Origin of the sequence: Serratia sp. FDAARGOS_506 (assembly GCF_003812745.1) — a bacterium.
GTDB lineage: Bacteria > Pseudomonadota > Gammaproteobacteria > Enterobacterales > Enterobacteriaceae > Serratia.
In genome coordinates, this window is the sequence record NZ_CP033831.1 from 1,491,183 (window position 1) to 1,513,186 (window position 22,004).

Below are 22,004 nucleotides of genomic sequence, written 5' to 3' on the forward strand. Positions count from 1 at the left end.
AATTATCATAGTCGCCTCATTGCGCCAGCTAACCATTCGCTGGTCGTTCAGCGCCTGCCAGAGGATCCGTTGTGCAAAAAAAATTAGACTCGCTGCTCGCGGCAGCAGGCATTGAGCTGCCCGATCAGCAGAAACAGCAGCTGCTGGGCTATGTCGGCATGCTGGATAAGTGGAACAAGGCTTATAACCTCACGTCGGTTCGCGATCCGCAGCAAATGCTGGTGCGCCACATCCTCGATAGCATCGTGGTTAATCCGCATCTGCAGGGCTCGCGTTTTATCGATGTCGGCACCGGCCCGGGCTTGCCGGGCATTCCGCTGGCTATCGTGCGCCCGGACGCGCATTTCACGCTGCTCGACAGCCTGGGCAAGCGCGTGCGTTTCCTGCGTCAGGTGCAGCATGAGCTGGGCCTGAACAATATCGAGCCGGTGCAGAGCCGCGTTGAAGCATTCCCGGCCGAGCCGCCGTTCGACGGCGTGATCAGCCGCGCATTCGCTTCGCTGCAGGATATGCTGTCCTGGTGTCATCACCTGCCGGCGAAAGGGCAGGGGCGCTTTTACGCCTTGAAAGGCGTGCGCCCGGATGAAGAGCTGACGCAGCTGCCGGCAGGCGTTAGCCTGGAGTCCATCGTGCGGCTGCAGGTGCCTGAACTGGAAGGCGAACGCCATCTGGTGATTCTTAAGGCAAACTGAGTTTGCTTTTGATCAAACAAGCGTGAATTAAAGGTAGTATCAGGCAGAAAGGTAAGCAGGCTAATTAATTGGCCGCTTTTTTTAGTTAATTTACTTTCTATTAACACAAAAAGCGCGGCTAATTAGCGACAATAGAGTAATTGCATTTAGAAATAGTCACGTTAGCAACCATGTGCGAAAGATTGGTCTTTGCTGCTAATGTTAATTGGCTGTTGGAATATTGCCCCGCTGCTTGTCAATAAAAGGTTTTCATCGGGTATACGGATTGTTTTTGAACAGTTAACTTATAATGTTTTGATTTATATAATCTTTTGATCACTCAAATTGCTAAAGACGGTTTGGTTGACCATCGGCTATAAATCAGGAAGAGACATTACTGTGATCGGCTTCGCGTTTCTAAACGCAACGCTGGAATAATCAGACAATTAAATGCGCCCTATTATTCCGACCGTTTTCTTGTGAAAATAGGCTGGAATAGGGAAATTTAAATAATTGTTCACCTTTTCGCTACTTATCGATTGAATTCGTTGGTATGCCCCGTATAATTTGCTCGTTTTTTGCTGCTTGACTCAGGACAGCAAAAACAGTTGTATACGTCACTCAGCATACCCCCTCTGGGGTACGGAGAGAACAAACGTCATGTCTGTGTCCCTTTACAGCGGGAAAGTCGCACGCAAACTGCTGTTTTTGCAGTTAATGACTTTTGTTCTGATCAGCGTTGCTTTCTGGCTGAAAAGCCCGGAATGGAGCGCTTCGGCGTTGGCAGGCGGTCTCGCCGCCTGGTTGCCGAGTGCAATGTTTATGCTGTTTGCCTTGCGCCATCAGGCGCAAACGCCGGCGCCCGGTAGGGTTGCCTGGTCGTTCGCCATCGGCGAGGGGCTAAAGGTCGTGATCACCATCGTTTTGCTGATCGTGGCGCTGGGGGTGTTCAAGGCGGAGTTTATACCGCTTGGCCTGACCTATTTAGCGGTGTTAGTGGTGCAGATAGTGGCACCGGCCGTGATTAACAGTTACCGAACTTAACTAAATAAGGGTAAGAGGCATCATGTCTGCAGGAGAAGTCTTGACTCCACAGGAGTATATCGGTCACCACCTGACGCAGCTTCAGGTCGGGACTGGGTTCTGGTCGATCAACATCGACTCGATGTTTTTCTCCGTCGTCCTCGGGGCGCTTTTCCTGGTGATCTTCCGCAAAGTGGCCAAAAACGCCACCAGCGGCGTGCCGGGTAAACTGCAAACCGCCGTGGAGCTGGTGGTCGGTTTCGTCGACAGCAGCGTGCGCGACATGTACCACGGCAAGAGCAAGGTGATTGCGCCGCTGGCGCTGACCGTGTTTGTCTGGGTATTCCTGATGAACCTGATGGACTTGCTGCCCATCGACTTCCTGCCTTACGTTGGCGAACACATCCTCGGCTTGCCTGCGCTGCGCGTTGTGCCTACCGCCGACGTGAACGTCACGCTGTCGATGGCACTGGGCGTGTTTATCCTGATTCTGTTCTATAGCATCAAAATGAAAGGCGTTGGCGGGTTCGTTAAAGAGTTGACCATGCAGCCGTTCAACCACCCTGTATTCATTCCTATCAACCTGATTCTTGAAGGTGTCAGCCTGCTGTCCAAACCTGTTTCATTGGGTCTGCGACTGTTCGGCAACATGTATGCGGGTGAGTTGATCTTCATCCTGATTGCTGGCCTGTTGCCGTGGTGGTCACAGTGGGTCCTGAGCTTGCCTTGGGCTATCTTCCACATCCTGATCATTACGCTTCAAGCCTTTATTTTCATGGTTCTGACGATCGTCTATCTGTCGATGGCGTCTGAAGAGCACTGATTTTCTTAAAACACTTGCACTTTTAAACTGAAACAAACTGGAGACTGTCATGGAAAACCTGAGTATGGATCTGCTGTACATGGCTGCCGCTGTGATGATGGGTTTAGCGGCAATCGGTGCTGCGATCGGTATCGGCATCCTGGGTGGTAAATTCTTGGAAGGCGCTGCTCGTCAGCCTGACCTGATTCCTCTGCTGCGTACACAGTTCTTTATCGTTATGGGTCTGGTCGACGCCATCCCGATGATCGCTGTAGGTCTGGGTCTGTACGTGATGTTCGCCGTCGCGTAAGTAGAGTAACCCTCTACGACGTAACCAAACTATTAACTTTTAAAGAGGCATTGTGCTGTGAATCTTAACGCAACAATCCTCGGCCAGGCCATCGCGTTCGTTCTGTTTGTCTGGTTCTGCATGAAGTACGTATGGCCGCCGATCATGGCTGCCATCGAGAAACGTCAGAAAGAAATCGCTGACGGCCTCGCTTCTGCAGAGCGTGCCAAAAAAGATCTGGACTTAGCGCAAGCCAATGCGACCGACCAGCTGAAAACTGCTAAAGCAGAAGCTCAGGTGATCATCGAGCAAGCGAACAAACGCAAAGCTCAGATCATGGATGAAGCGAAAGCCGAAGCCGAGCAGGAACGTAACAAAATCGTGGCGCAGGCTCAGGCTGAGATCGAAGCCGAACGTAAGCGCGCTCGTGAAGAGTTGCGTAAGCAAGTCGCGATGCTGGCAATTGCCGGCGCCGAGAAGATCATCGAACGTTCCGTGGATGAAGCTGCTAACAGCGACATCGTTGATAAACTGGTCGCTGAACTGTAAGGAGGGAGGGGCTGATGTCTGAATTTGTAACTGTAGCTCGCCCCTACGCCAAAGCAGCTTTTGACTTTGCCGTTGAGCACCAAAGCGTAGAGCGCTGGCAGGAAATGCTGGCGTTTGCGGCTGAAGTCACTCGCAATGAACAGATTTCTGAACTGCTGTCTGGCGCGGTCGCGCCAGAAACGCTGTCCAAGACGTTCATCGCGGTTTGTGGCGATCGGCTCGACGAACATGGCCAGAACTTTATCCGTGTAATGGCCGAAAATGGACGTTTACTGGTTCTTCCTGCCGTGCTGCAGCAGTTCATCGAACTGCGCGCCTCGCTGGAATCCACCGTCGAAGTCGAAGTGCTCTCTGCGAGCGCGCTGAGCGACGAACAGCAGGCGAAAATCGCCGCTGCGATGGAAAAACGTCTGTCACGCAAAGTTAAGCTGAATTGCAAAATTGACAAGTCTGTACTGGCCGGCATCGTTGTTCGCGCCGGCGATATGGTGATTGATGGCAGCGTTCGCGGTCGTCTTGAACGCCTGACAGACGTCTTGCAGTCTTAAGGGGACTGGAGCATGCAACTGAATTCCACCGAAATCAGCGAACTGATCAAGCAGCGCATTGCTCAGTTCAATGTAGTGAGCGAAGCTCACAATGAAGGTACTATCGTTTCCGTCAGCGACGGGATCATCCGCGTACACGGCCTGGCCGAAGTTATGCAGGGCGAAATGATCGCGCTGCCTGGCAACCGTTACGCAATCGCATTGAACCTGGAGCGCGACTCCGTAGGTGCCGTGGTTATGGGTCCGTACGCGGATCTGGCCGAAGGCATGAAGGTGAAATGCACCGGCCGTATCCTGGAAGTTCCAGTCGGTCGTGGTCTGCTGGGCCGCGTAGTTAACACCCTAGGCGCACCAATCGACGGCAAAGGCCCGATTGAGAACGACGGCTTCTCTCCGGTAGAAGCTATCGCGCCAGGCGTTATCGAGCGTCAGTCCGTTGATCAGCCGGTTCAGACTGGCTACAAATCCGTTGACGCCATGATTCCAATCGGCCGTGGCCAGCGTGAGCTGGTGATCGGTGACCGTCAGACCGGTAAAACCGCGCTGGCGATCGATGCGATCATCAACCAACGCGACTCCGGCATCAAATGCGTTTACGTGGCTATCGGCCAGAAAGCGTCCACCATCGCTAACGTGGTGCGCAAGCTGGAAGAGCACGGCGCACTGGCCAACACCATCGTGGTGGTGGCGACCGCTTCCGAATCCGCTGCACTGCAATACCTGGCGCCATACGCCGGTTGCGCAATGGGCGAATACTTCCGTGACCGCGGTGAAGATGCGCTGATCGTATACGATGACCTGTCCAAACAGGCCGTTGCTTACCGCCAGATTTCCCTGCTGCTTCGTCGTCCGCCAGGTCGTGAAGCTTACCCAGGCGACGTATTCTATCTGCACTCCCGTTTGCTGGAGCGTGCAGCGCGCGTTAACGCCGAATACGTTGAAGCCTTCACCAAAGGTGAAGTCAAAGGTAAAACCGGTTCACTGACCGCTCTGCCGATCATTGAAACCCAGGCGGGTGACGTTTCCGCGTTCGTTCCGACCAACGTAATCTCGATTACCGATGGTCAGATCTTCCTGGAATCCAACCTGTTCAACTCCGGTATTCGTCCGGCAGTTAACCCGGGTATCTCCGTATCCCGTGTTGGTGGCGCCGCGCAGACCAAGATCATGAAGAAACTGTCCGGTGGTATCCGTACCGCGCTGGCGCAGTATCGTGAACTGGCTGCATTCTCCCAGTTCGCATCCGATCTGGACGACGCGACCCGCAAACAGCTGAGCCACGGTCAGAAAGTGACCGAGCTGCTGAAACAGAAACAGTATGCGCCGATGTCGGTTGCACAACAGTCTCTGGTGCTGTTTGCCGCAGAACGCGGTTACCTGAACGACGTCGAAGTTGCCAAAGTGGTGAGCTTCGAAGCCGCGCTGGTAGCCTATGCGGACCGCGAGCACGCCGAACTGCTGAACCACATCAACCAAACTGGCAACTTCAATGATGAGATCGAGGGCAAGTTGAAAGACATCCTCGAGACCTTCAAGAAAACCCAGTCCTGGTAACGCCGAACGGTCCTGCTGTTGAAAGACAGCAGGCCGTCTGGCACTGAGGAGAAGCAGAGATGGCCGGCGCAAAAGAGATACGTAGTAAGATCGCTAGCGTGCAAAACACGCAAAAGATCACTAAAGCGATGGAAATGGTCGCCGCCTCCAAAATGCGTAAATCGCAGGATCGCATGGCGGCCAGCCGTCCTTATGCAGAGACCATGCGCAAAGTGATTGGTCACCTTGCGTTAGGGAATCTGGAGTACAAGCACCCGTACCTGGATGAGCGTGACGTTAAGCGCGTCGGGTATCTGGTGGTGTCTACTGACCGTGGTCTCTGCGGCGGCTTGAACATCAACCTGTTCAAAAAGCTGCTGGCGGAGATGAAAGCCTGGTCCGAAAAAGGCGTCGAAACCGATTTGGCGCTGATTGGCTCTAAAGCAGCCTCTTTCTTTGGTTCCGTGGGCGGCAACGTGGTTGCCCAGGTGACCGGCATGGGGGACAAACCTTCCCTGTCGGATCTGATCGGGCCGGTGAAAGTGATGCTGCAGGCCTACGACGAAGGTCGTTTGGACAAGCTGTACATTGTCAGCAACAAATTTGTTAATACGATGTCCCAAGAGCCGCAGGTGCTTCAGCTGCTGCCGTTACCGCCAGCCGATGACGAAGAGCTGAAGAAAACGCCTTGGGATTACCTGTATGAACCCGATCCAAAAGTGCTGCTTGATACCTTGCTGCGCCGCTATGTGGAGTCGCAGGTTTATCAGGGCGTCGTGGAAAACCTGGCCAGCGAGCAGGCCGCACGAATGGTCGCGATGAAAGCCGCAACCGATAACGGCGGTAGCCTGATCAAAGAGCTGCAGTTGGTATACAACAAGGCGCGTCAGGCCAGCATCACTCAGGAACTCACCGAGATCGTTTCGGGAGCCTCCGCGGTTTAAGCTAGGTTTACGAATTACGTAGAGGATTCAAGATGGCTACTGGAAAGATTATCCAGGTAATCGGCGCCGTGGTGGACGTCGAGTTCCCTCAGGATGCCGTACCAAAAGTGTACGATGCCCTTGAGGTAGAAAACGGCACCGAAAAACTGGTGTTGGAAGTTCAGCAACAGCTGGGCGGTGGCGTGGTTCGCTGTATCGCAATGGGGACCTCCGACGGTCTGCGTCGCGGTCTGAAAGTGAACAACCTGGATCACCCGATTGAAGTGCCGGTGGGTAAAGCTACCCTGGGCCGTATCATGAACGTATTGGGTCAACCGATCGACATGAAAGGCGACATCGGCGAAGAAGAGCGTTGGGCGATTCACCGCGCGGCGCCAAGCTACGAAGAGCTGTCCAACTCCCAGGAACTGCTGGAAACCGGTATCAAGGTAATGGATCTGATTTGTCCATTCGCCAAGGGCGGTAAAGTTGGTCTGTTCGGCGGTGCGGGCGTAGGTAAAACCGTAAACATGATGGAGCTGATCCGTAACATCGCGATCGAGCACTCCGGTTATTCCGTGTTTGCGGGCGTGGGCGAGCGTACTCGTGAGGGTAACGACTTCTACCACGAAATGACCGACTCCAACGTTCTGGACAAAGTATCCCTGGTTTACGGCCAGATGAACGAGCCACCAGGTAACCGTCTGCGCGTTGCGCTGACCGGTCTGACCATGGCGGAGAAATTCCGTGACGAAGGCCGTGACGTACTGCTGTTCGTTGACAACATCTACCGTTACACCCTGGCCGGTACCGAAGTGTCCGCACTTCTGGGCCGTATGCCATCCGCGGTAGGTTATCAGCCAACGCTGGCGGAAGAGATGGGCGTTCTGCAAGAACGTATCACCTCGACCAAGACCGGTTCCATCACATCCGTACAGGCCGTTTACGTTCCTGCGGATGACTTGACTGACCCGTCACCAGCCACCACCTTTGCGCACTTGGACGCAACCGTGGTACTGAGCCGTAACATCGCTTCTCTGGGTATCTACCCGGCCGTTGACCCGCTGGATTCCACCAGCCGTCAGCTGGATCCGCTGGTCGTTGGCCAGGAGCACTACGACGTAGCGCGTGGCGTGCAGTCTATTCTGCAACGCTATCAGGAACTGAAAGATATCATCGCGATCCTGGGTATGGACGAGCTGTCTGAAGAAGACAAACTGGTTGTATCCCGTGCGCGTAAGATCCAACGTTTCCTGTCTCAGCCGTTCTTCGTGGCAGAAGTCTTCACCGGTTCTCCGGGCAAGTTCGTATCGCTGAAAGACACCATCCGTGGTTTCAAAGGCATTATGGACGGCGACTATGACCACCTGCCGGAGCAGGCGTTCTACATGGTTGGCACCATTGAAGAAGCAGTGGAAAAAGCCAAGAAACTGTAACGCCTTGAGAGGAGGGTGATATGGCTATGACTTACCATCTGGATGTAGTCAGCGCGGAAAAACAGATGTTTTCCGGCCTGGTGCAGAAGATCCAGGTGACAGGCAGCGAAGGTGAACTGGGGATCTTCCCTGGCCATGCGCCGCTGCTGACTGCCATCAAGCCTGGCATGGTGCGTATTGTTAAGCAGCACGGTGAAGAAGAGTTCATCTACCTGTCCGGTGGCATCCTCGAGGTGCAACCGAGCGTGGTTACCGTGCTGGCGGACACTGCTATCCGTGGTACTGACCTCGACGAAGCGAGAGCGTTGGAAGCTAAGCGTAAAGCTGAAGAACACATTCGCAGCTCTCATGGCGATGTCGACTATGCTCAGGCATCCGCTGAACTGGCGAAAGCGATCGCAAAACTGCGCGTTATCGAGCTCACCAGAAAAGCGATGTAATGTTTGGGTGCATAGCACCCAACTTTAAGAAAGCGGCCTATAGGGTCGCTTTTTTTTTACTTTAAAATAAGCATTTCAGCCCGGTGGACAGTGTGGTGTATAACCCCTGATATCGGGAAAGAAACGTCGCCGATCGCCGACAGTTTTTTCGTCCCGACGCCGAATTGGCCGCGATAGCGGCAGGCCAAGGCCCACGCGGCCTGCGCCGGGTTCGTGCAGAAAAATATGTAGTAATATCGTCGCTAAACGGTTTTACTTTCGTCTATCAAAATGGAGTTATCAGGTTGCTTATGTCGAACAGCGCAATGAGCGTGGTTATCCTCGCCGCGGGCAAGGGAACACGCATGTATTCCGATCTTCCCAAGGTCTTACATCCGTTGGCCGGCAAGCCGATGGTGCAACACGTCATTGATGCCGCGATGAAACTGGGCGCGCAACATGTTCACCTGGTATACGGTCACGGCGGCGATTTGTTGAAAAGCACGCTGGCTGACGGCGCACTGAACTGGGTGCTGCAGGCTGAACAATTGGGTACCGGTCATGCGATGCAGCAGGCCGCGCCGCACTTTGCCGACGATGAAGACGTGCTGATGCTGTACGGCGATGTGCCGTTGATCTCGGTGGATACGCTGCAACGCCTGCTGGCGGCCAAGCCGCAGGGCGGCATCGGTCTGCTGACGGTCAAGCTGGACGATCCGAGCGGTTACGGCCGCATCGTGCGCGAGCAGGGCAACGTGGTGGGCATCGTCGAACACAAGGATGCCAGCGAGAAACAGCGCCAGATTAACGAGATCAATACCGGCATTCTGGTGGCGAACGGGCGCGATCTGAAGCGCTGGCTGGGGATGTTGAATAACGACAACGCACAGGGCGAGTTTTACATCACCGATATCATTGCGTTGGCCCATGCCGACGGCAAGAAAATTGAAACCGTGCACCCGTCGCGTTTGAGCGAAGTGGAAGGCGTGAACAACCGCCTGCAGCTGGCGACCCTGGAGCGCGTCTTCCAGTCGGAACAGTCTGAAAAGCTGCTGTTGGCCGGCGTGATGCTGCTGGATCCGGCACGTTTCGATCTGCGCGGGGAGCTTGTTCACGGCCGCGACATCACTATTGATGCGAATGTGATTATCGAAGGTCACGTCAAGCTGGGCGACCGGGTGAAAATCGGCGCCGGCTGCGTGCTGAAAAACTGCGTGATCGGCGATGACTGCGAGATCAGTCCTTACAGCGTGCTGGAAGACAGCGTGCTGGAGGCCGACTGCACCGTGGGGCCGTTCGCCCGCCTGCGCCCAGGCGCGGAGCTGGCTGCAGGGGCTCACGTCGGCAACTTTGTGGAAATGAAAAAGGCGCGTCTGGGCAAAGGCTCCAAGGCCGGCCACCTCAGCTACCTGGGCGATGCTGAAATCGGCGATGATGTTAATATCGGCGCCGGTACCATCACCTGTAACTATGATGGCGCCAACAAGCACAAGACGCTGATCGGTGATGGCGTGTTCGTGGGTTCCGATACCCAGTTGGTGGCGCCGGTGTCGGTCGGCAAAGGCTCCACCATCGCCGCCGGCACCACGGTGACGCGCGATATCGCCGAGAACGAACTGGTGCTGAGCCGCGTCAAGCAGGTGCACATTCAGGGCTGGCAACGTCCGGTGAAGAAGAAGTCATAGTGTGTTTTGCGTTGGGCTCCGTTCACGAGCCCAATACAAAACATAATAACCCCTACCATCTACAGGCTCGGGGGGCGCACGGTAAAAACCGGCAAAAATCAGGTCAAGGCATCGAAAACGCCCATGAAGGGCGCTCATTAGGAATACAACTGATGTGTGGAATTGTAGGCGCAGTAGCGCAACGTGATATCGCAGAAATTCTGTTGGAAGGTTTACGTCGTCTTGAGTACCGCGGTTATGACTCCGCCGGTCTGGCAGTGGTCGACGCGCAGGGCAACGTCAGCCGCCTGCGTCGCGTAGGCAAGGTGCAAAAGTTGGCCGAAGCGGCGGAGCAGACCGATCTGCACGGCGGTACCGGCATCGCTCACACCCGCTGGGCAACGCACGGTGAGCCGACCGAGGCGAACGCGCACCCGCATGTTTCCGACTACATTACCGTGGTGCATAACGGCATCATCGAAAACCACGAACCGCTGCGCGAACTGTTGATCGAACGCGGTTATCGCTTCAGCTCCGAAACCGACACCGAAGTGATTGCGCACCTGGTGCATTGGGAACAACAGCAGGGCGGTACGCTGCTGGAAGTGGTTCAGCGCGTGATCCCACAGCTGCGCGGCGCCTACGGCACCGTGGTGATGGACAGCCGCGATCCGAGCGTACTGGTCGCGGCGCGCTCCGGCAGCCCGCTGGTTATCGGCCGCGGCGTCGGCGAAAACTTCATCGCTTCCGATCAGCTGGCGCTGTTGCCGGTCACTCGCCGCTTCATCTTCCTGGAAGAAGGCGACGTGGTGGAAGTGACTCGCCGCACCGTCAACATCTTCGACAAGCAGGGTAACGCCATCGAGCGCCCTGAGATCGAATCCCAAGTGCAGTATGACGCCGGCGACAAGGGCGCTTACCGCCACTACATGCAAAAAGAGATTTACGAACAGCCGCTGGCGCTGAAAAACACACTGGAAGGGCGGTTCAGCCATGGCCAAATCAACCTGAGCGAGCTGGGCCCGCGCGCCGATGAGCTGTTGGCCAAGGTGCAGCACGTGCAGATTATTGCCTGTGGTACTTCTTATCACTCCGGTATGGTGGCGCGTTACTGGTTCGAAGCGCTGGCCGGCGTGCCGTGCGACGTCGAGATCGCGTCCGAATTCCGTTACCGCAAATCGGCGGTGCGTCCGGGCAGCCTGATCATCACCCTGTCGCAGTCCGGCGAAACCGCCGACACATTAGCGGCGCTGCGCCTGTCCAAAGAGCTGGGTTATCTCGGTTCGCTGGCCGTTTGTAACGTGGCCGGCTCTTCGCTGGTGCGTGAATCCGATCTGGCGTTGATGACCAAGGCCGGCACGGAAATCGGCGTAGCCTCGACCAAGGCCTTCACTACGCAGCTCACCGTGCTGTTGATGCTGGTGGCGCGCCTGGGCCGCCTGAAAGGCATGGCGCAGAGCGTGGAGCAGGAGATCGTGCACGGCCTGCAGGCGCTGCCGGCGCGTATCGAGCAGATGCTGTCGATGGATAAAGAGATCGAAGCGCTGGCGGAAGGCTTCTCCGACAAGCACCATGCGCTGTTCCTCGGCCGCGGCGATCAGTATCCGATCGCCATGGAAGGGGCGCTGAAGCTGAAAGAGATCTCCTATATTCACGCCGAAGCTTATGCGGCGGGCGAGTTGAAACACGGCCCGCTGGCGCTGATCGACGCCGACATGCCGGTGATTGTGGTGGCGCCGAACAACGAACTGTTGGAAAAGCTGAAGTCCAACATTGAAGAAGTGCGTGCGCGCGGCGGCCAGCTGTACGTGTTCGCCGATCAGGACGCCGGCTTCGTCAGCAGTGAAGGCATGACCATCATTCCTCTGCCGCACGTCGAGGAAATCGTGGCGCCTATCTTCTACACCGTGCCGTTGCAGCTGCTGTCTTACCACGTGGCGCTGATCAAAGGCACCGACGTTGACCAGCCGCGCAACCTGGCGAAGTCCGTCACCGTAGAGTAATCTGCCGCAGGTAAACTGCAAAAGCCGGCCCTAGCGCCGGCTTTTTTCATGAGCGTCGTAAAAGATGACGGCGATGCCGATTCGGCGATAAACATTGTCATATTCAAGCGGATAGGGCGTGACCAAACGGTTTTTTATTGCTTGGCAATTGCGCTGTTTTTTAGCTAATCAATTGATTTATAAATAAACAAATACCCCTCAAACGCGTTGTAATATAACTGTCATATTGCGTACATTTTTCTGTCACCAAACTGTCCTATTTTCCCTCCTGCAGCAATACTTACTCTGATTAAAACGACTCGAAGTCGATTTTAAATATCCCATTAGGAGGGATTATGAAACTGATGCGTACCACCGTCGCCAGTATTGTGGCAGCGACCTTCTCCCTGACCACCGTGTCCGCGTTCGCTGCTGCCAGCCTGACCGGTGCAGGTGCGACATTCCCCGCTCCGGTTTACGCCAAGTGGGCAGATTCTTATCAGAAAGAAACCGGCAACAAAGTTAACTATCAGGGCATCGGCTCCTCTGGCGGCGTGAAGCAAATCGTAGCCAACACCGTTGACTTTGGCGCTTCCGACGCCCCGCTGTCTGACGACAAGCTGGCGGCTGACGGCCTGTTCCAGTTCCCGACCGTGATTGGCGGCGTAGTGCTGGCTGTGAATATCCCGGGCATCAAATCCGGCGAACTGACTCTGGACGGCAAAACCCTGGGCGATATCTACCTGGGCAACGTCAAAAAGTGGAACGATCCGGCTATCACCAAGCTGAACCCAGGCGTGAAACTGCCTGACCAGAACATCGCCGTGGTGCGTCGCGCCGACGGTTCCGGCACCTCGTTCGTGTTCACCAGCTACCTGTCCAAGGCCAACGCGCAGTGGAAAGAGAAGATTGGCGCCGGTTCTACCGTTAACTGGCCGACCGGTCTGGGCGGTAAAGGCAACGACGGCATCGCCGCTTTCGTCCAGCGTCTGCCTGGCTCTATCGGCTACGTAGAATACGCCTACGCCAAGCAGAACAACCTGGCTTACACCAAGCTGGTTTCCGCCGACGGCAAACCGGTCAGCCCGACCGAAGAGAGCTTCAGCAACGCGGCCAAAGGCGTGGATTGGAGCAAGACCTTCGCTCAGGATCTGACTGACCAGAAAGGCGACAACGTGTGGCCAATTACCTCCACCACCTTCATCCTGGTGCACAAAGAGCAGAAAAACCCTGCTCAGGGCGCCGAAGTGCTGAAGTTCTTCGACTGGGCTTACAAAACCGGCGGCAAACAGGCTAACGAGCTGGATTACGCCACCCTGCCGAAAGAAGTGGTTGAGCAGGTGCGCGCGGCCTGGAAAACCAACGTAAAAGACAGTTCAGGTAAAGCGCTGTACTAACAACGCAGGGGCGCGGGTTCGCCGCGCCCCACACAGTTCTTCAGGCTCCGATCCCGGTTGGGGCTGCCAGGGTTCAAACAGAGAGTAATCTATGGCTGAGTACAAGCCGACCATCAAAGCACCGGGCAAAAACGGTGACATCATTTTCAGCGCGCTGGTGAGACTGGCGGCGCTGATTACCCTATTGTTGCTGGGCGGCATTATCGTTTCGCTGATCTTCGCCTCCTGGCCAAGCATGCAGAAATTCGGCTTCGCTTTCCTGTGGACCAAAGAGTGGGACGCGCCGGCGGAGCAGTTCGGCGCACTGGTGCCGATCTACGGCACCGTGGTCACCTCGCTTATCGCGCTGATCATCGCCGTGCCGGTGAGTTTCGGCATCGCGCTGTTCCTGACCGAACTGGCGCCGAACTGGTTGAAGCGGCCGCTGGGCATCGCCATTGAGCTGCTGGCGGCCATCCCGAGCATCGTCTACGGCATGTGGGGCCTGTTCGTGTTCGCCCCGCTGTTCGCCGAATATTTCCAGACGCCGGTGGGCGAAGTGCTGTCGGGCATTCCGATCGTCGGCGAGCTGTTCTCCGGCCCGGCCTTCGGCATCGGCATCCTGGCCGCCGGGGTGATCCTGGCGATCATGATCATTCCTTACATCGCTGCGGTCATGCGCGACGTGTTCGAACAGACGCCGGTGATGATGAAAGAGTCGGCCTACGGCATCGGTTGCACCACCTGGGAAGTCATCTGGCGCATCGTGCTGCCGTTCACCAAAAACGGCGTCATCGGCGGCGTGATGTTGGGGCTGGGCCGCGCGCTGGGGGAAACCATGGCGGTGACCTTTATCATCGGTAACACCTACCAGCTCGACAGCGCTTCGCTGTACATGCCGGGCAACAGCATCACCTCGGCGCTGGCCAACGAATTCGCCGAAGCCGAGTCCGGCGTGCACACCGCCGCGTTGATGGAGCTGGGCCTGATTCTGTTTGTTATCACCTTTATCGTGCTGGCGCTGTCGAAACTGATGATCATGCGTTTGGCCAAGAATGAGGGGCGTTAACATGGCGACGATGGATATGCAAAACGCAGTCGTTCTGGCGGAAAGCCGCCGTAAAATGCAGGCCTGGCGCCGGCAGAAAAACCGCCTCGCGCTGTTCCTGTCGATGGCGACCATGGCGTTCGGGCTGTTCTGGCTGATCTGGATCCTGATCGCCACCGTCACCAAAGGTTTCGACGGCATGTCGCTGGCGCTGTTCACCGAAATGACCCCGCCGCCGAATACCGCGGGCGGCGGCTTGGCCAACGCCATCGCCGGCAGCGGCCTGTTGATCCTGTGGGCGACCATCTTCGGTACGCCGCTGGGCATCATGGCCGGCATCTACCTGGCGGAATACGGCCGTAAATCCTGGCTGGCGGAAGTGATCCGCTTTATCAACGATATCCTGTTGTCCGCACCGTCGATCGTGGTGGGCCTGTTCGTTTACACCATCGTGGTGGCGAAGATGGAACACTTCTCCGGCTGGGCCGGCATCGTGGCGCTGGCGCTGCTGCAGGTGCCGATCGTCATTCGCACCACCGAGAACATGCTGAAGTTGGTACCGGATACGCTGCGCGAGGCGGCGTACGCCCTGGGTACGCCAAAATGGCGCATGATTTCCGCCATCACGCTGAAGGCGTCGGTGTCCGGCATCATCACCGGCGTGCTCCTGGCGATTGCGCGCATCGCGGGGGAAACGGCACCGCTGCTGTTCACCTCGCTGTCGAACCAGTTCTGGAGCACCGACCTGATGCAGCCGATCGCCAACCTGCCGGTGACCATCTTCAAATTCGCCATGAGCCCGTTCGCCGAATGGCAACAGCTGGCCTGGGCCGGGGTGCTGTTGATCACCCTGTGCGTACTGTTACTGAATATCCTGGCGCGCGTGATTTTCGCCAAGAAAAAGCATTCATAAAATTTTGAGCGCCGCTTTGGCGGCGCTGATGAAAAGAGAGAAGTCTTGATGAGTATGGTTACTGACGCTTCCAGCAGCAAAATTCAGGTACGCGATCTGAACTTCTACTACGGCAAATTCCATGCGCTGAAGAACATCACGCTGGATATTGCCAAAAACAAGGTCACCGCGTTTATCGGCCCGTCCGGCTGCGGCAAGTCCACCCTGCTGCGCACCTTCAACAAGATGTATCAGCTGTACCCGGAACAGCGTGCGGAAGGCGGCATCCTGTTGGACGGCCAGAACATCCTGACCGACAACTCGGATATCGCGCTGCTGCGCGCCAAGGTCGGCATGGTGTTCCAGAAGCCGACGCCGTTCCCGATGTCGATTTACGACAACATCGCCTTCGGCGTTCGCCTGTTTGAAAAGCTGTCGCGCGCCGATATGGACGAGCGCGTGCAGTGGGCGCTGACCAAGGCGGCGCTGTGGAACGAAACCAAGGACAAGCTGCACCAGAGCGGCTACAGCCTCTCCGGCGGCCAGCAGCAGCGTCTGTGCATCGCCCGCGGCATCGCCATTCGTCCGGAAGTGCTGTTGCTGGATGAGCCATGCTCGGCGCTGGATCCGATCTCCACTGGCAAGATTGAAGAGCTGATCAGCGAGCTGAAGGCCGATTACACCGTGGTGATCGTGACGCACAACATGCAGCAGGCGGCGCGCTGCTCCGACTCTACCGCATTTATGTATCTGGGCGAGCTGATCGAGTTCAGTGATACTGATAACCTGTTCACTGCGCCGCAGAAAAAGCAGACTGAAGACTACATCACTGGCCGTTATGGTTGATAGGAAGCATCATGGATAACCTGAATTTAAACAAACACATTTCCGGCCAGTTCAACGCAGAGCTTGAGCATATCCGCACCCAGGTGCTGACCATGGGCGGGCTGGTGGAGCAGCAACTGACCGATGCCATTACCGCGATGCACAATCAGGATGGCGAGTTGGCCAAGCGCGTGATCGAAGGCGACGCCAAGGTCAACATGATGGAAGTGGCGATCGACGAAGCTTGCGTACGCATCATCGCCAAGCGTCAGCCGACCGCCAGCGATCTGCGCCTGGTGATGGCGATCATCAAAACCATTTCCGAGCTGGAGCGCATCGGCGACGTGGCGGACAAAATCTGCCGCACCGCGCTGGAAAAGTTTTCGCACCAGCACCAGCCGCTGCTGGTCAGCCTGGAGTCGCTGGGGCGCCACACCGTGCAGATGCTGCACGACGTGCTGGACGCGTTTGCGCGCATGGATCTGGACGAGGCGATCCGTATTTATCGCGAAGATAAAAAGGTCGACCAGGAATACGAAGGCATCGTGCGCCAGCTGATGACCTACATGATGGAAGACTCACGCACTATTCCGAGCGTGCTGACCGCGCTGTTCTGCGCCCGTTCTATCGAGCGCATCGGCGACCGCTGCCAGAACATCTGCGAATTTATCTTCTATTTCGTCAAAGGGCAGGACTTTCGTCATTTGGGCGGCGACGCCTTGGAAAAGCTGCTCTCTCCGGGCGGTAAAGACGAAAAGGCCGACTAACCCTTTCCGGGTAATATCCTTCAAAGGCGCGGTTTCCCGCGCCTTTATTCCATCTTAAGCGCGTAAAGATAAAAAGGTTATAAACATAGCTTTTTATATTATTTCCTGACCTATGTGGCGCTTGCTAGCTTATCCGCCAGCAGGACATCAACCACTTAGGAGCTTTCTATGAAACATCGCGCTTTGGCCTTAACGTTGTTAGCCAGTCTGACCGGCCTCGCCGCCGGCGCCGCGCACGCGGACAAACTTGACGATATCAAGCAAGCCGGCGTGGTGCGTATCGCGGTGTTCGACAGCAACCCGCCGTTCGGCTACATCGATCCGCAGAGCAAAAAGCTGGTGGGCTACGATGTGGACGTCGCCGATGCGATCGGCAAAGCGCTGGGGGTAAAAGTGGAGCTGCGCGCCACCAACCCGGCCAACCGCATTCCGTTGCTGGTGTCGAAGAAGGTTGACCTGATCGCCGCCAACTTCACCATTACCGACGAGCGCGCCAAGGAAGTGAACTTCAGCGTGCCGTACTTCGCCACCGGCCAGAAATTCATCGCTCGCAAAGGCGTGCTGAAAACCCCGGAAGACATCAAGAAGCTGCGCATCGGCGCGGACAAGGGCACGGTGCAGGAAATCACCCTGCGCGAGCGTTTCCCGACGGCGAAAGTGATCTCTTACGATGACACTCCGCTGGCGTTCGTGGCGCTGCGTAACGGCAACGTGCAGGCGATCACTCAGGACGACGCCAAGCTGGTCGGCCTGCTTGGCAACCTGCCGGCGGCGCAGAAGGCGGAGTTTGAAATTTCACCGTTCAGCCTGACCAAAGAGTACCAGGGCGTCGGTATTCCCAAGGGCGAAGATCGCCTGACCGCCGCGGTGAACGAGACGTTGATCAAACTGGAAAAAGACGGTGAAGCGGTTAAGATTTACGATCGCTGGTTCGGGCCGGAAACCAAATCTGCCCAACCGCGCGGCGATTTCAAAATCGCGCCTTTGGATCAGCAACCGAAAGCCTGATTTAATCGCTCGCGGTGAGATCGACACGGAGGGGCGCAGCTTGCTGCGCCCCTGATGCATTCTGCAAGACAAGGATTGAACATGAACCTGGACTGGCTGCTGGCGCCGCAATACCTGAGCTGGCTGTGGCACGGCTTCCTGCTGACGCTGTGGCTTTCCGCCTGCGCGGGCCTGGCGGCCACGCTGCTGGGCTTTGTGCTGGCGGCGATGCGCGACAGCAGCCTGCGGCCGTTGCGCTGGCTGGCGATGGGATACAGCTCGCTGTTTCGCAATACGCCGCTGCTGGTGCAGCTGTTCTTTTGGTATTTCGCCGCCGGGCAGATCCTGCCGTCCGCCGCCATGCAGTGGCTGAACAGCTCACATCAGGTTGGCCCGCTTGAGTGGCCGTCGTTCGAGTTTCTCGCCGGTTTCTTCGGCCTGACGCTCTACTCCACCGCCTTTATCGCCGAAGAGATCCGTTCCGGTATTCGCGGCGTCGCCGGCGGGCAGAAATATGCCGCCCAGGCGCTGGGGCTGACCGGCTGGCAGGCGATGCGCTACGTGGTGCTGCCGCAGGCGCTGAAAATCGCGTTGCCGCCGCTGCTGGGCCAGTACATGAACGTGATCAAGAACTCGTCGCTGACCATGGCGATCGGCGTTGCCGAACTCTCTTACGCCTCGCGTCAGGTTGAAACCGAAACGTTGCGCACCTTCCAGGCGTTCGGCGTGGCGACGGTGCTGTATATCGCCATCATCGCGCTGCTGGAAGGCTGGGGCATGTGGCGCCAACAGCGTAAACCGTTGGGAGGACATTGAGATGGATTTCAGCGTAATTCACGATAACCTGGGCTACCTGCTGTGGGGCACCTGGCCGGACGGGCCGCTGGGCGGCGCGGCGCTGACGTTGGCGATCAGCCTGATGGCCGGCGTGGCTTCGGCGGTGCTCGGCACCTTACTCGGTGTGGCGCTGGCGATGTCGCGCGGCGTTGCCGCCGGATTGCTGGCGGCGGTGCTGGGCTTTTTCCGCGCCATTCCGGTCATCATGCTGATCTTCTGGACCTATTTCCTGCTGCCGATGGTGTTTGGTGTCGAGATCCCGGAAATCACTACCGTGGTGTGCGCGCTGGCGCTGATCGCTTCGGCCTATTTGGCCCATGCGGTGAAGGCCGGCATCGCCGCGATCGGCCCCGGCCAGTGGCAGGCCGGGCTTTCTCTGGGGCTGAACCGTTGGCAAACGCTGCGCATGATCGTGCTGCCGCAGGCGCTGCGCATGATGGTGCCGTCGTTCATTAACCAGTGGATCTCCTTAATCAAAGACACCTCGCTGGCTTATATCGTCGGCGTTGGCGAACTGACCTTCCTGGCGACCCAGGTCAACAACCGCAGCATGGTCTACCCGATGGAAGTGTTCCTGTTCGTGGCGCTGGTCTATTTCGTGTTCTGCCTGGCGCTCGATCTGCTGGCCAACGCGATTAACCGCCGCTTCGGCGCGCAAACCCGCGCGCTGAAGCGGTCCTGGCGCTGGTGGCGCAACAAGCCGCCGATGCCGGCCAGTTAATCGGCCGTCAGTCGCCAGCCGCGTTCGCGCCACAGCGCGGGCAACTGGGCCAGGTCGTCAAACGTCGTCACCAGCGGGTGGTCGATCGGCGGGTTGTGCGGGTCGGCGCAGAAGTAAAAGACCGGAATGCCAGCATGGATGCCGGCCTGGGCGCCGGCGGGCGAGTCGTCCACCAGGATGCAGCGCGTCACCGGCACCTGCATCTGTTCGGCGGCGTGAAACACGATCGCCGGATCCGGCTTCCAGCGCTGCAGGTCATAACCGCTGAACAACCGGTCATTAAAATAAGGCAGCATGCCGGTCAGGCCGAGCGAGTGTTGCATCTTGCTGACCGGCCCGTTGGAGACGGTGCAGATAGGCACCGTCACCTGCGCCAGCAGCTCGCGGGCGCCGGCAATCTGCTGCAGCTCGCTGTCGAACAGCCGCGCTACTTCCTGCCGATACAGCGGCTCCAGCGCTTCTTTTGCCAGGTCAGTGCCTTGCTCGGCGTTGACCCGATCGATGATCTCGTACAGCTTTACCCCTTTGTATTTCTTGAACACTTCTTCCAGCGACAGGTGAATGCCGTAGCGGGCGAACATGTGTACATAGGCTTTGCTGCACAGCACTTCGCTGTCCACCAGCGTGCCGTCGCAGTCGAACAAAATGCAGTCAATCTGATTCATGCGGGACAGGTTCCTTCGGGTTAGCGCCGCTGAGGCCGGTCAGCGATCACTTGATCAGGTTACGCGCCTTGAGATCGTGCAAAATCAGCGCGGCAACGTGCGAGCAGTGCGGCAAATCGTGGCTGTCGCACCACCTCAGTTCGGCGATTTCGGCGGCCGGCTGCAGCTGCCCGGTAAAGTCGGCCTGGTAGCAGCGAATGCGCACCTGGGTGCCGTCCTGCTTGCCGTCCGCCGGGCCGGTGAACTCGCCGTAAAACGCGATGGAGCTCGGCTGCAGCGCGACGGTCAGCTCTTCGTCAATTTCGCGGCACAGCGCCTGTTCGTCGGTTTCGCCCGCTTCGCGTTTTCCACCCGGGACATAAAACAGCGTCTTATTGTGTGAACGCACCAGCGCCACTTTGTCATCTTTCAGCGTAATTAACGCGAGTTTATCGATAAAGGTCGAAGACATGCGGATTCCTGTTTTTTTAGCGGGTAGGGTAAGAGATGCGATAGGTCATTTTATCGGCCGTGCCGGCAAACGGCAACGCAGCGGATGGCAAGGGGGATGAATGCCTGTAAATACAAGCCGTTGACGCATTTAGCCGTAAAGACGGCGAAAAAAACCTGTGACCGGCGTCAAAAGCCCCACTTTTTGTTATAGGATAGCCGGCGACTGTCCATTCCCATTTTCGGAATTCTGATAATGACCAAACCAGTATCTGGCCTTGACGCTGAGCAAGGCTTGCTTGGGCGCGTGTTTAAACTCAAGCAACATGGCACGACGGCGCGTACGGAAACGATTGCCGGTATCACCACTTTCCTCACCATGGTGTATATCGTGTTCGTTAACCCCCAAATTTTGGGCGCGGCGGGCATGGATACCCAGGCGGTATTTGTCACTACCTGTTTGATCGCCGCCTTCGGCAGCATCTTTATGGGCCTGCTGGCGAACCTGCCGGTGGCGCTGGCGCCGGCGATGGGCCTGAACGCCTTCTTCGCCTTCGTGGTAGTCGGGGCGATGGGCATTTCCTGGCAGGTGGGCATGGGTGCCATCTTCTGGGGGGCGGTCGGCCTGCTGCTGCTGACCATTTTCCGCATCCGTTACTGGATGATCGCCAACATTCCTGTCAGCCTGCGGGTTGGCATCACCAGCGGCATCGGTCTGTTCATCGGCATGATGGGGCTGAAAAACGCCGGCATCGTGGTGGCCAACCCAGACACGCTGGTGACCATCGGCAGTCTGACCTCGCATAACGTGCTGCTGGGCGCGCTCGGCTTCTTCATCATCGCCGTGCTCTCTTCGCGTAACTTCCATGCGGCGGTGCTGGTATCGATCGTGGTCACCACCCTGATCGGCTGGATGCTGGGCGACGTGAAATACGGTGGTCTGTTCTCCCTGCCGCCGAGCATCACCTCGGTGGTGGGCCAGGTCGACGTGGCCGGCGCGCTGAACATCGGGCTGGCCGGGGTGATCTTCTCGTTTATGCTGGTGAATCTGTTCGACTCCTCCGGCACGCTGATCGGCGTCACCGATAAAGCCGGCTTGACCGACAACCAGGGCAAGTTCCCGCGCATGAAGCAGGCGCTGTACGTCGACAGTATCAGCTCGGTGGCTGGTTCGCTGGCGGGCACCTCTTCCGTGACCGCTTACATCGAAAGCTCGTCCGGCGTCGCCGTCGGCGGCCGCACCGGCTTGACGGCGGTGGTTACCGGCCTGCTGTTCCTGCTGGTGATCTTCCTGTCGCCGCTGGCGGGCATGGTGCCGGCTTACGCCGCCGCCGGCGCGCTGATCTACGTCGGCGTGCTGATGACCTCCAGCCTGGCGCGGGTGAAGTGGGACGATCTGACCGAAGCGGTGCCGGCGTTTGTCACCGCGGTGATGATGCCGTTCAGCTTCTCGATCACCGAAGGCATTGCGCTCGGCTTTATCTCCTACTGCGTGATGAAGCTCGGCACCGGCCGCTGGCGTGAAATCAGCCCGTGCGTGGTGGTGGTGGCGCTGCTGTTCGTGCTGAAGATCGTTTTCGTCGACGGCCATTGACAGCTAAAGGGCCGACGTCTGTCG

General features: G+C 57.3%; 23 protein-coding genes. 21 read left to right on the forward strand and 2 right to left on the reverse strand.

Annotated features, from left to right (window positions below; all coding sequences use genetic code 11):
• Window positions 1-71 precede the first annotated feature (71 nt).
• The 20 genes from rsmG to EGY12_RS07430 all read left to right on the forward strand — a co-directional run bounded on the left by rsmG (window position 72) and on the right by EGY12_RS07430 (window position 19,292).
• Window positions 72-692 (forward strand): 16S rRNA (guanine(527)-N(7))-methyltransferase RsmG, encoded by a 621-nt coding sequence (gene rsmG / locus EGY12_RS07335; RefSeq protein WP_015379471.1) that lies wholly within the window; start codon window positions 72-74, stop codon window positions 690-692.
• A 639-nt stretch (window positions 693-1,331) separates the two neighbouring features.
• Window positions 1,332-1,715 carry a F0F1 ATP synthase subunit I gene (gene atpI, locus EGY12_RS07340; protein WP_004933796.1) on the forward strand — a complete coding sequence of 128 codons (384 nt, stop codon included), beginning with the start codon at window positions 1,332-1,334 and terminating at the stop codon, window positions 1,713-1,715.
• Window positions 1,716-1,737: 22 nt separating this feature from the next.
• Window positions 1,738-2,517 carry a F0F1 ATP synthase subunit A gene (gene atpB, locus EGY12_RS07345; RefSeq protein WP_015376132.1) on the forward strand — a complete coding sequence of 260 codons (780 nt, stop codon included), beginning with the start codon at window positions 1,738-1,740 and terminating at the stop codon, window positions 2,515-2,517.
• A 49-nt stretch (window positions 2,518-2,566) separates the two neighbouring features.
• A complete protein-coding gene (gene atpE / locus EGY12_RS07350; RefSeq protein WP_004093904.1) occupies window positions 2,567-2,806 on the forward strand; it encodes a F0F1 ATP synthase subunit C in 240 nt (79 codons plus the stop codon).
• A gap of 57 nt (window positions 2,807-2,863) precedes the next feature.
• Window positions 2,864-3,334 carry a F0F1 ATP synthase subunit B gene (atpF, locus tag EGY12_RS07355; RefSeq protein WP_004933804.1) on the forward strand — a complete coding sequence of 157 codons (471 nt, stop codon included), beginning with the start codon at window positions 2,864-2,866 and terminating at the stop codon, window positions 3,332-3,334.
• 14 nt (window positions 3,335-3,348) lie between these two features.
• Entirely contained in the window at window positions 3,349-3,882 is a 534-nt protein-coding gene (gene atpH, locus EGY12_RS07360; RefSeq protein WP_033649565.1) for a F0F1 ATP synthase subunit delta, read from the forward strand.
• Window positions 3,883-3,894: 12 nt separating this feature from the next.
• Entirely contained in the window at window positions 3,895-5,436 is a 1,542-nt protein-coding gene (gene atpA, locus EGY12_RS07365) for a F0F1 ATP synthase subunit alpha (protein ID WP_122016995.1), read from the forward strand.
• Window positions 5,437-5,495: 59 nt separating this feature from the next.
• Window positions 5,496-6,359 carry a F0F1 ATP synthase subunit gamma gene (atpG, locus tag EGY12_RS07370; protein WP_004933811.1) on the forward strand — a complete coding sequence of 288 codons (864 nt, stop codon included), beginning with the start codon at window positions 5,496-5,498 and terminating at the stop codon, window positions 6,357-6,359.
• A 32-nt stretch (window positions 6,360-6,391) separates the two neighbouring features.
• The gene (gene atpD / locus EGY12_RS07375) at window positions 6,392-7,774 is read left to right on the forward strand and encodes a F0F1 ATP synthase subunit beta (RefSeq protein ID WP_033631385.1); all 1,383 of its coding nucleotides are present in this window, start codon (window positions 6,392-6,394) and stop codon (window positions 7,772-7,774) included.
• Window positions 7,775-7,794: 20 nt separating this feature from the next.
• Window positions 7,795-8,214 (forward strand): F0F1 ATP synthase subunit epsilon, encoded by a 420-nt coding sequence (locus tag EGY12_RS07380; RefSeq protein WP_004933814.1) that lies wholly within the window; start codon window positions 7,795-7,797, stop codon window positions 8,212-8,214.
• Between the two features lie 290 nt (window positions 8,215-8,504).
• Window positions 8,505-9,878, forward strand: a complete 1,374-nt coding sequence (gene glmU / locus EGY12_RS07385; RefSeq protein WP_123893012.1) for a bifunctional UDP-N-acetylglucosamine diphosphorylase/glucosamine-1-phosphate N-acetyltransferase GlmU — start codon at window positions 8,505-8,507, stop codon at window positions 9,876-9,878.
• A 152-nt stretch (window positions 9,879-10,030) separates the two neighbouring features.
• Window positions 10,031-11,860, forward strand: a complete 1,830-nt coding sequence (gene glmS, locus EGY12_RS07390; RefSeq protein WP_123893013.1) for a glutamine--fructose-6-phosphate transaminase (isomerizing) — start codon at window positions 10,031-10,033, stop codon at window positions 11,858-11,860.
• 335 nt (window positions 11,861-12,195) lie between these two features.
• Window positions 12,196-13,236: a phosphate ABC transporter substrate-binding protein PstS gene (gene pstS / locus EGY12_RS07395; RefSeq protein WP_073532588.1), complete on the forward strand. Its 1,041-nt coding sequence runs from the start codon at window positions 12,196-12,198 to the stop codon at window positions 13,234-13,236.
• 91 nt (window positions 13,237-13,327) lie between these two features.
• A complete protein-coding gene (pstC, locus tag EGY12_RS07400) occupies window positions 13,328-14,284 on the forward strand; it encodes a phosphate ABC transporter permease PstC (RefSeq protein ID WP_004933822.1) in 957 nt (318 codons plus the stop codon).
• 1 nt (window position 14,285) lies between these two features.
• Window positions 14,286-15,176, forward strand: a complete 891-nt coding sequence (gene pstA, locus EGY12_RS07405) for a phosphate ABC transporter permease PstA (protein ID WP_019455481.1) — start codon at window positions 14,286-14,288, stop codon at window positions 15,174-15,176.
• A 54-nt stretch (window positions 15,177-15,230) separates the two neighbouring features.
• Window positions 15,231-16,001 (forward strand): phosphate ABC transporter ATP-binding protein PstB, encoded by a 771-nt coding sequence (gene pstB, locus EGY12_RS07410; RefSeq protein WP_016929614.1) that lies wholly within the window; start codon window positions 15,231-15,233, stop codon window positions 15,999-16,001.
• A gap of 11 nt (window positions 16,002-16,012) precedes the next feature.
• The gene (gene phoU, locus EGY12_RS07415; protein WP_016929613.1) at window positions 16,013-16,747 is read left to right on the forward strand and encodes a phosphate signaling complex protein PhoU; all 735 of its coding nucleotides are present in this window, start codon (window positions 16,013-16,015) and stop codon (window positions 16,745-16,747) included.
• A gap of 168 nt (window positions 16,748-16,915) precedes the next feature.
• Entirely contained in the window at window positions 16,916-17,755 is an 840-nt protein-coding gene (locus tag EGY12_RS07420) for an ABC transporter substrate-binding protein (protein ID WP_089181463.1), read from the forward strand.
• A gap of 81 nt (window positions 17,756-17,836) precedes the next feature.
• Window positions 17,837-18,550, forward strand: a complete 714-nt coding sequence (locus tag EGY12_RS07425) for an amino acid ABC transporter permease (RefSeq protein ID WP_025304748.1) — start codon at window positions 17,837-17,839, stop codon at window positions 18,548-18,550.
• A 1-nt stretch (window position 18,551) separates the two neighbouring features.
• A complete protein-coding gene (locus EGY12_RS07430; RefSeq protein ID WP_123893014.1) occupies window positions 18,552-19,292 on the forward strand; it encodes an amino acid ABC transporter permease in 741 nt (246 codons plus the stop codon).
• Here EGY12_RS07430 and yieH read toward each other — a convergent pair.
• Window positions 19,289-19,957: a 6-phosphogluconate phosphatase gene (yieH, locus tag EGY12_RS07435; protein ID WP_123893015.1), complete on the reverse strand. Its 669-nt coding sequence runs from the start codon at window positions 19,955-19,957 to the stop codon at window positions 19,289-19,291. The two genes, EGY12_RS07430 and yieH, sit on opposite strands and share 4 nt — an antisense overlap.
• Window positions 19,958-20,003: 46 nt before the next feature.
• Window positions 20,004-20,408: an NUDIX domain-containing protein gene (locus tag EGY12_RS07440; RefSeq protein WP_123893016.1), complete on the reverse strand. Its 405-nt coding sequence runs from the start codon at window positions 20,406-20,408 to the stop codon at window positions 20,004-20,006.
• Between the two features lie 234 nt (window positions 20,409-20,642).
• On the opposite strand from EGY12_RS07440, the gene EGY12_RS07445 reads away from it, so the two are divergent.
• Entirely contained in the window at window positions 20,643-21,980 is a 1,338-nt protein-coding gene (locus EGY12_RS07445) for an NCS2 family permease (protein ID WP_004933851.1), read from the forward strand.
• The last annotated feature ends 24 nt before the right edge of the window (window positions 21,981-22,004 follow it).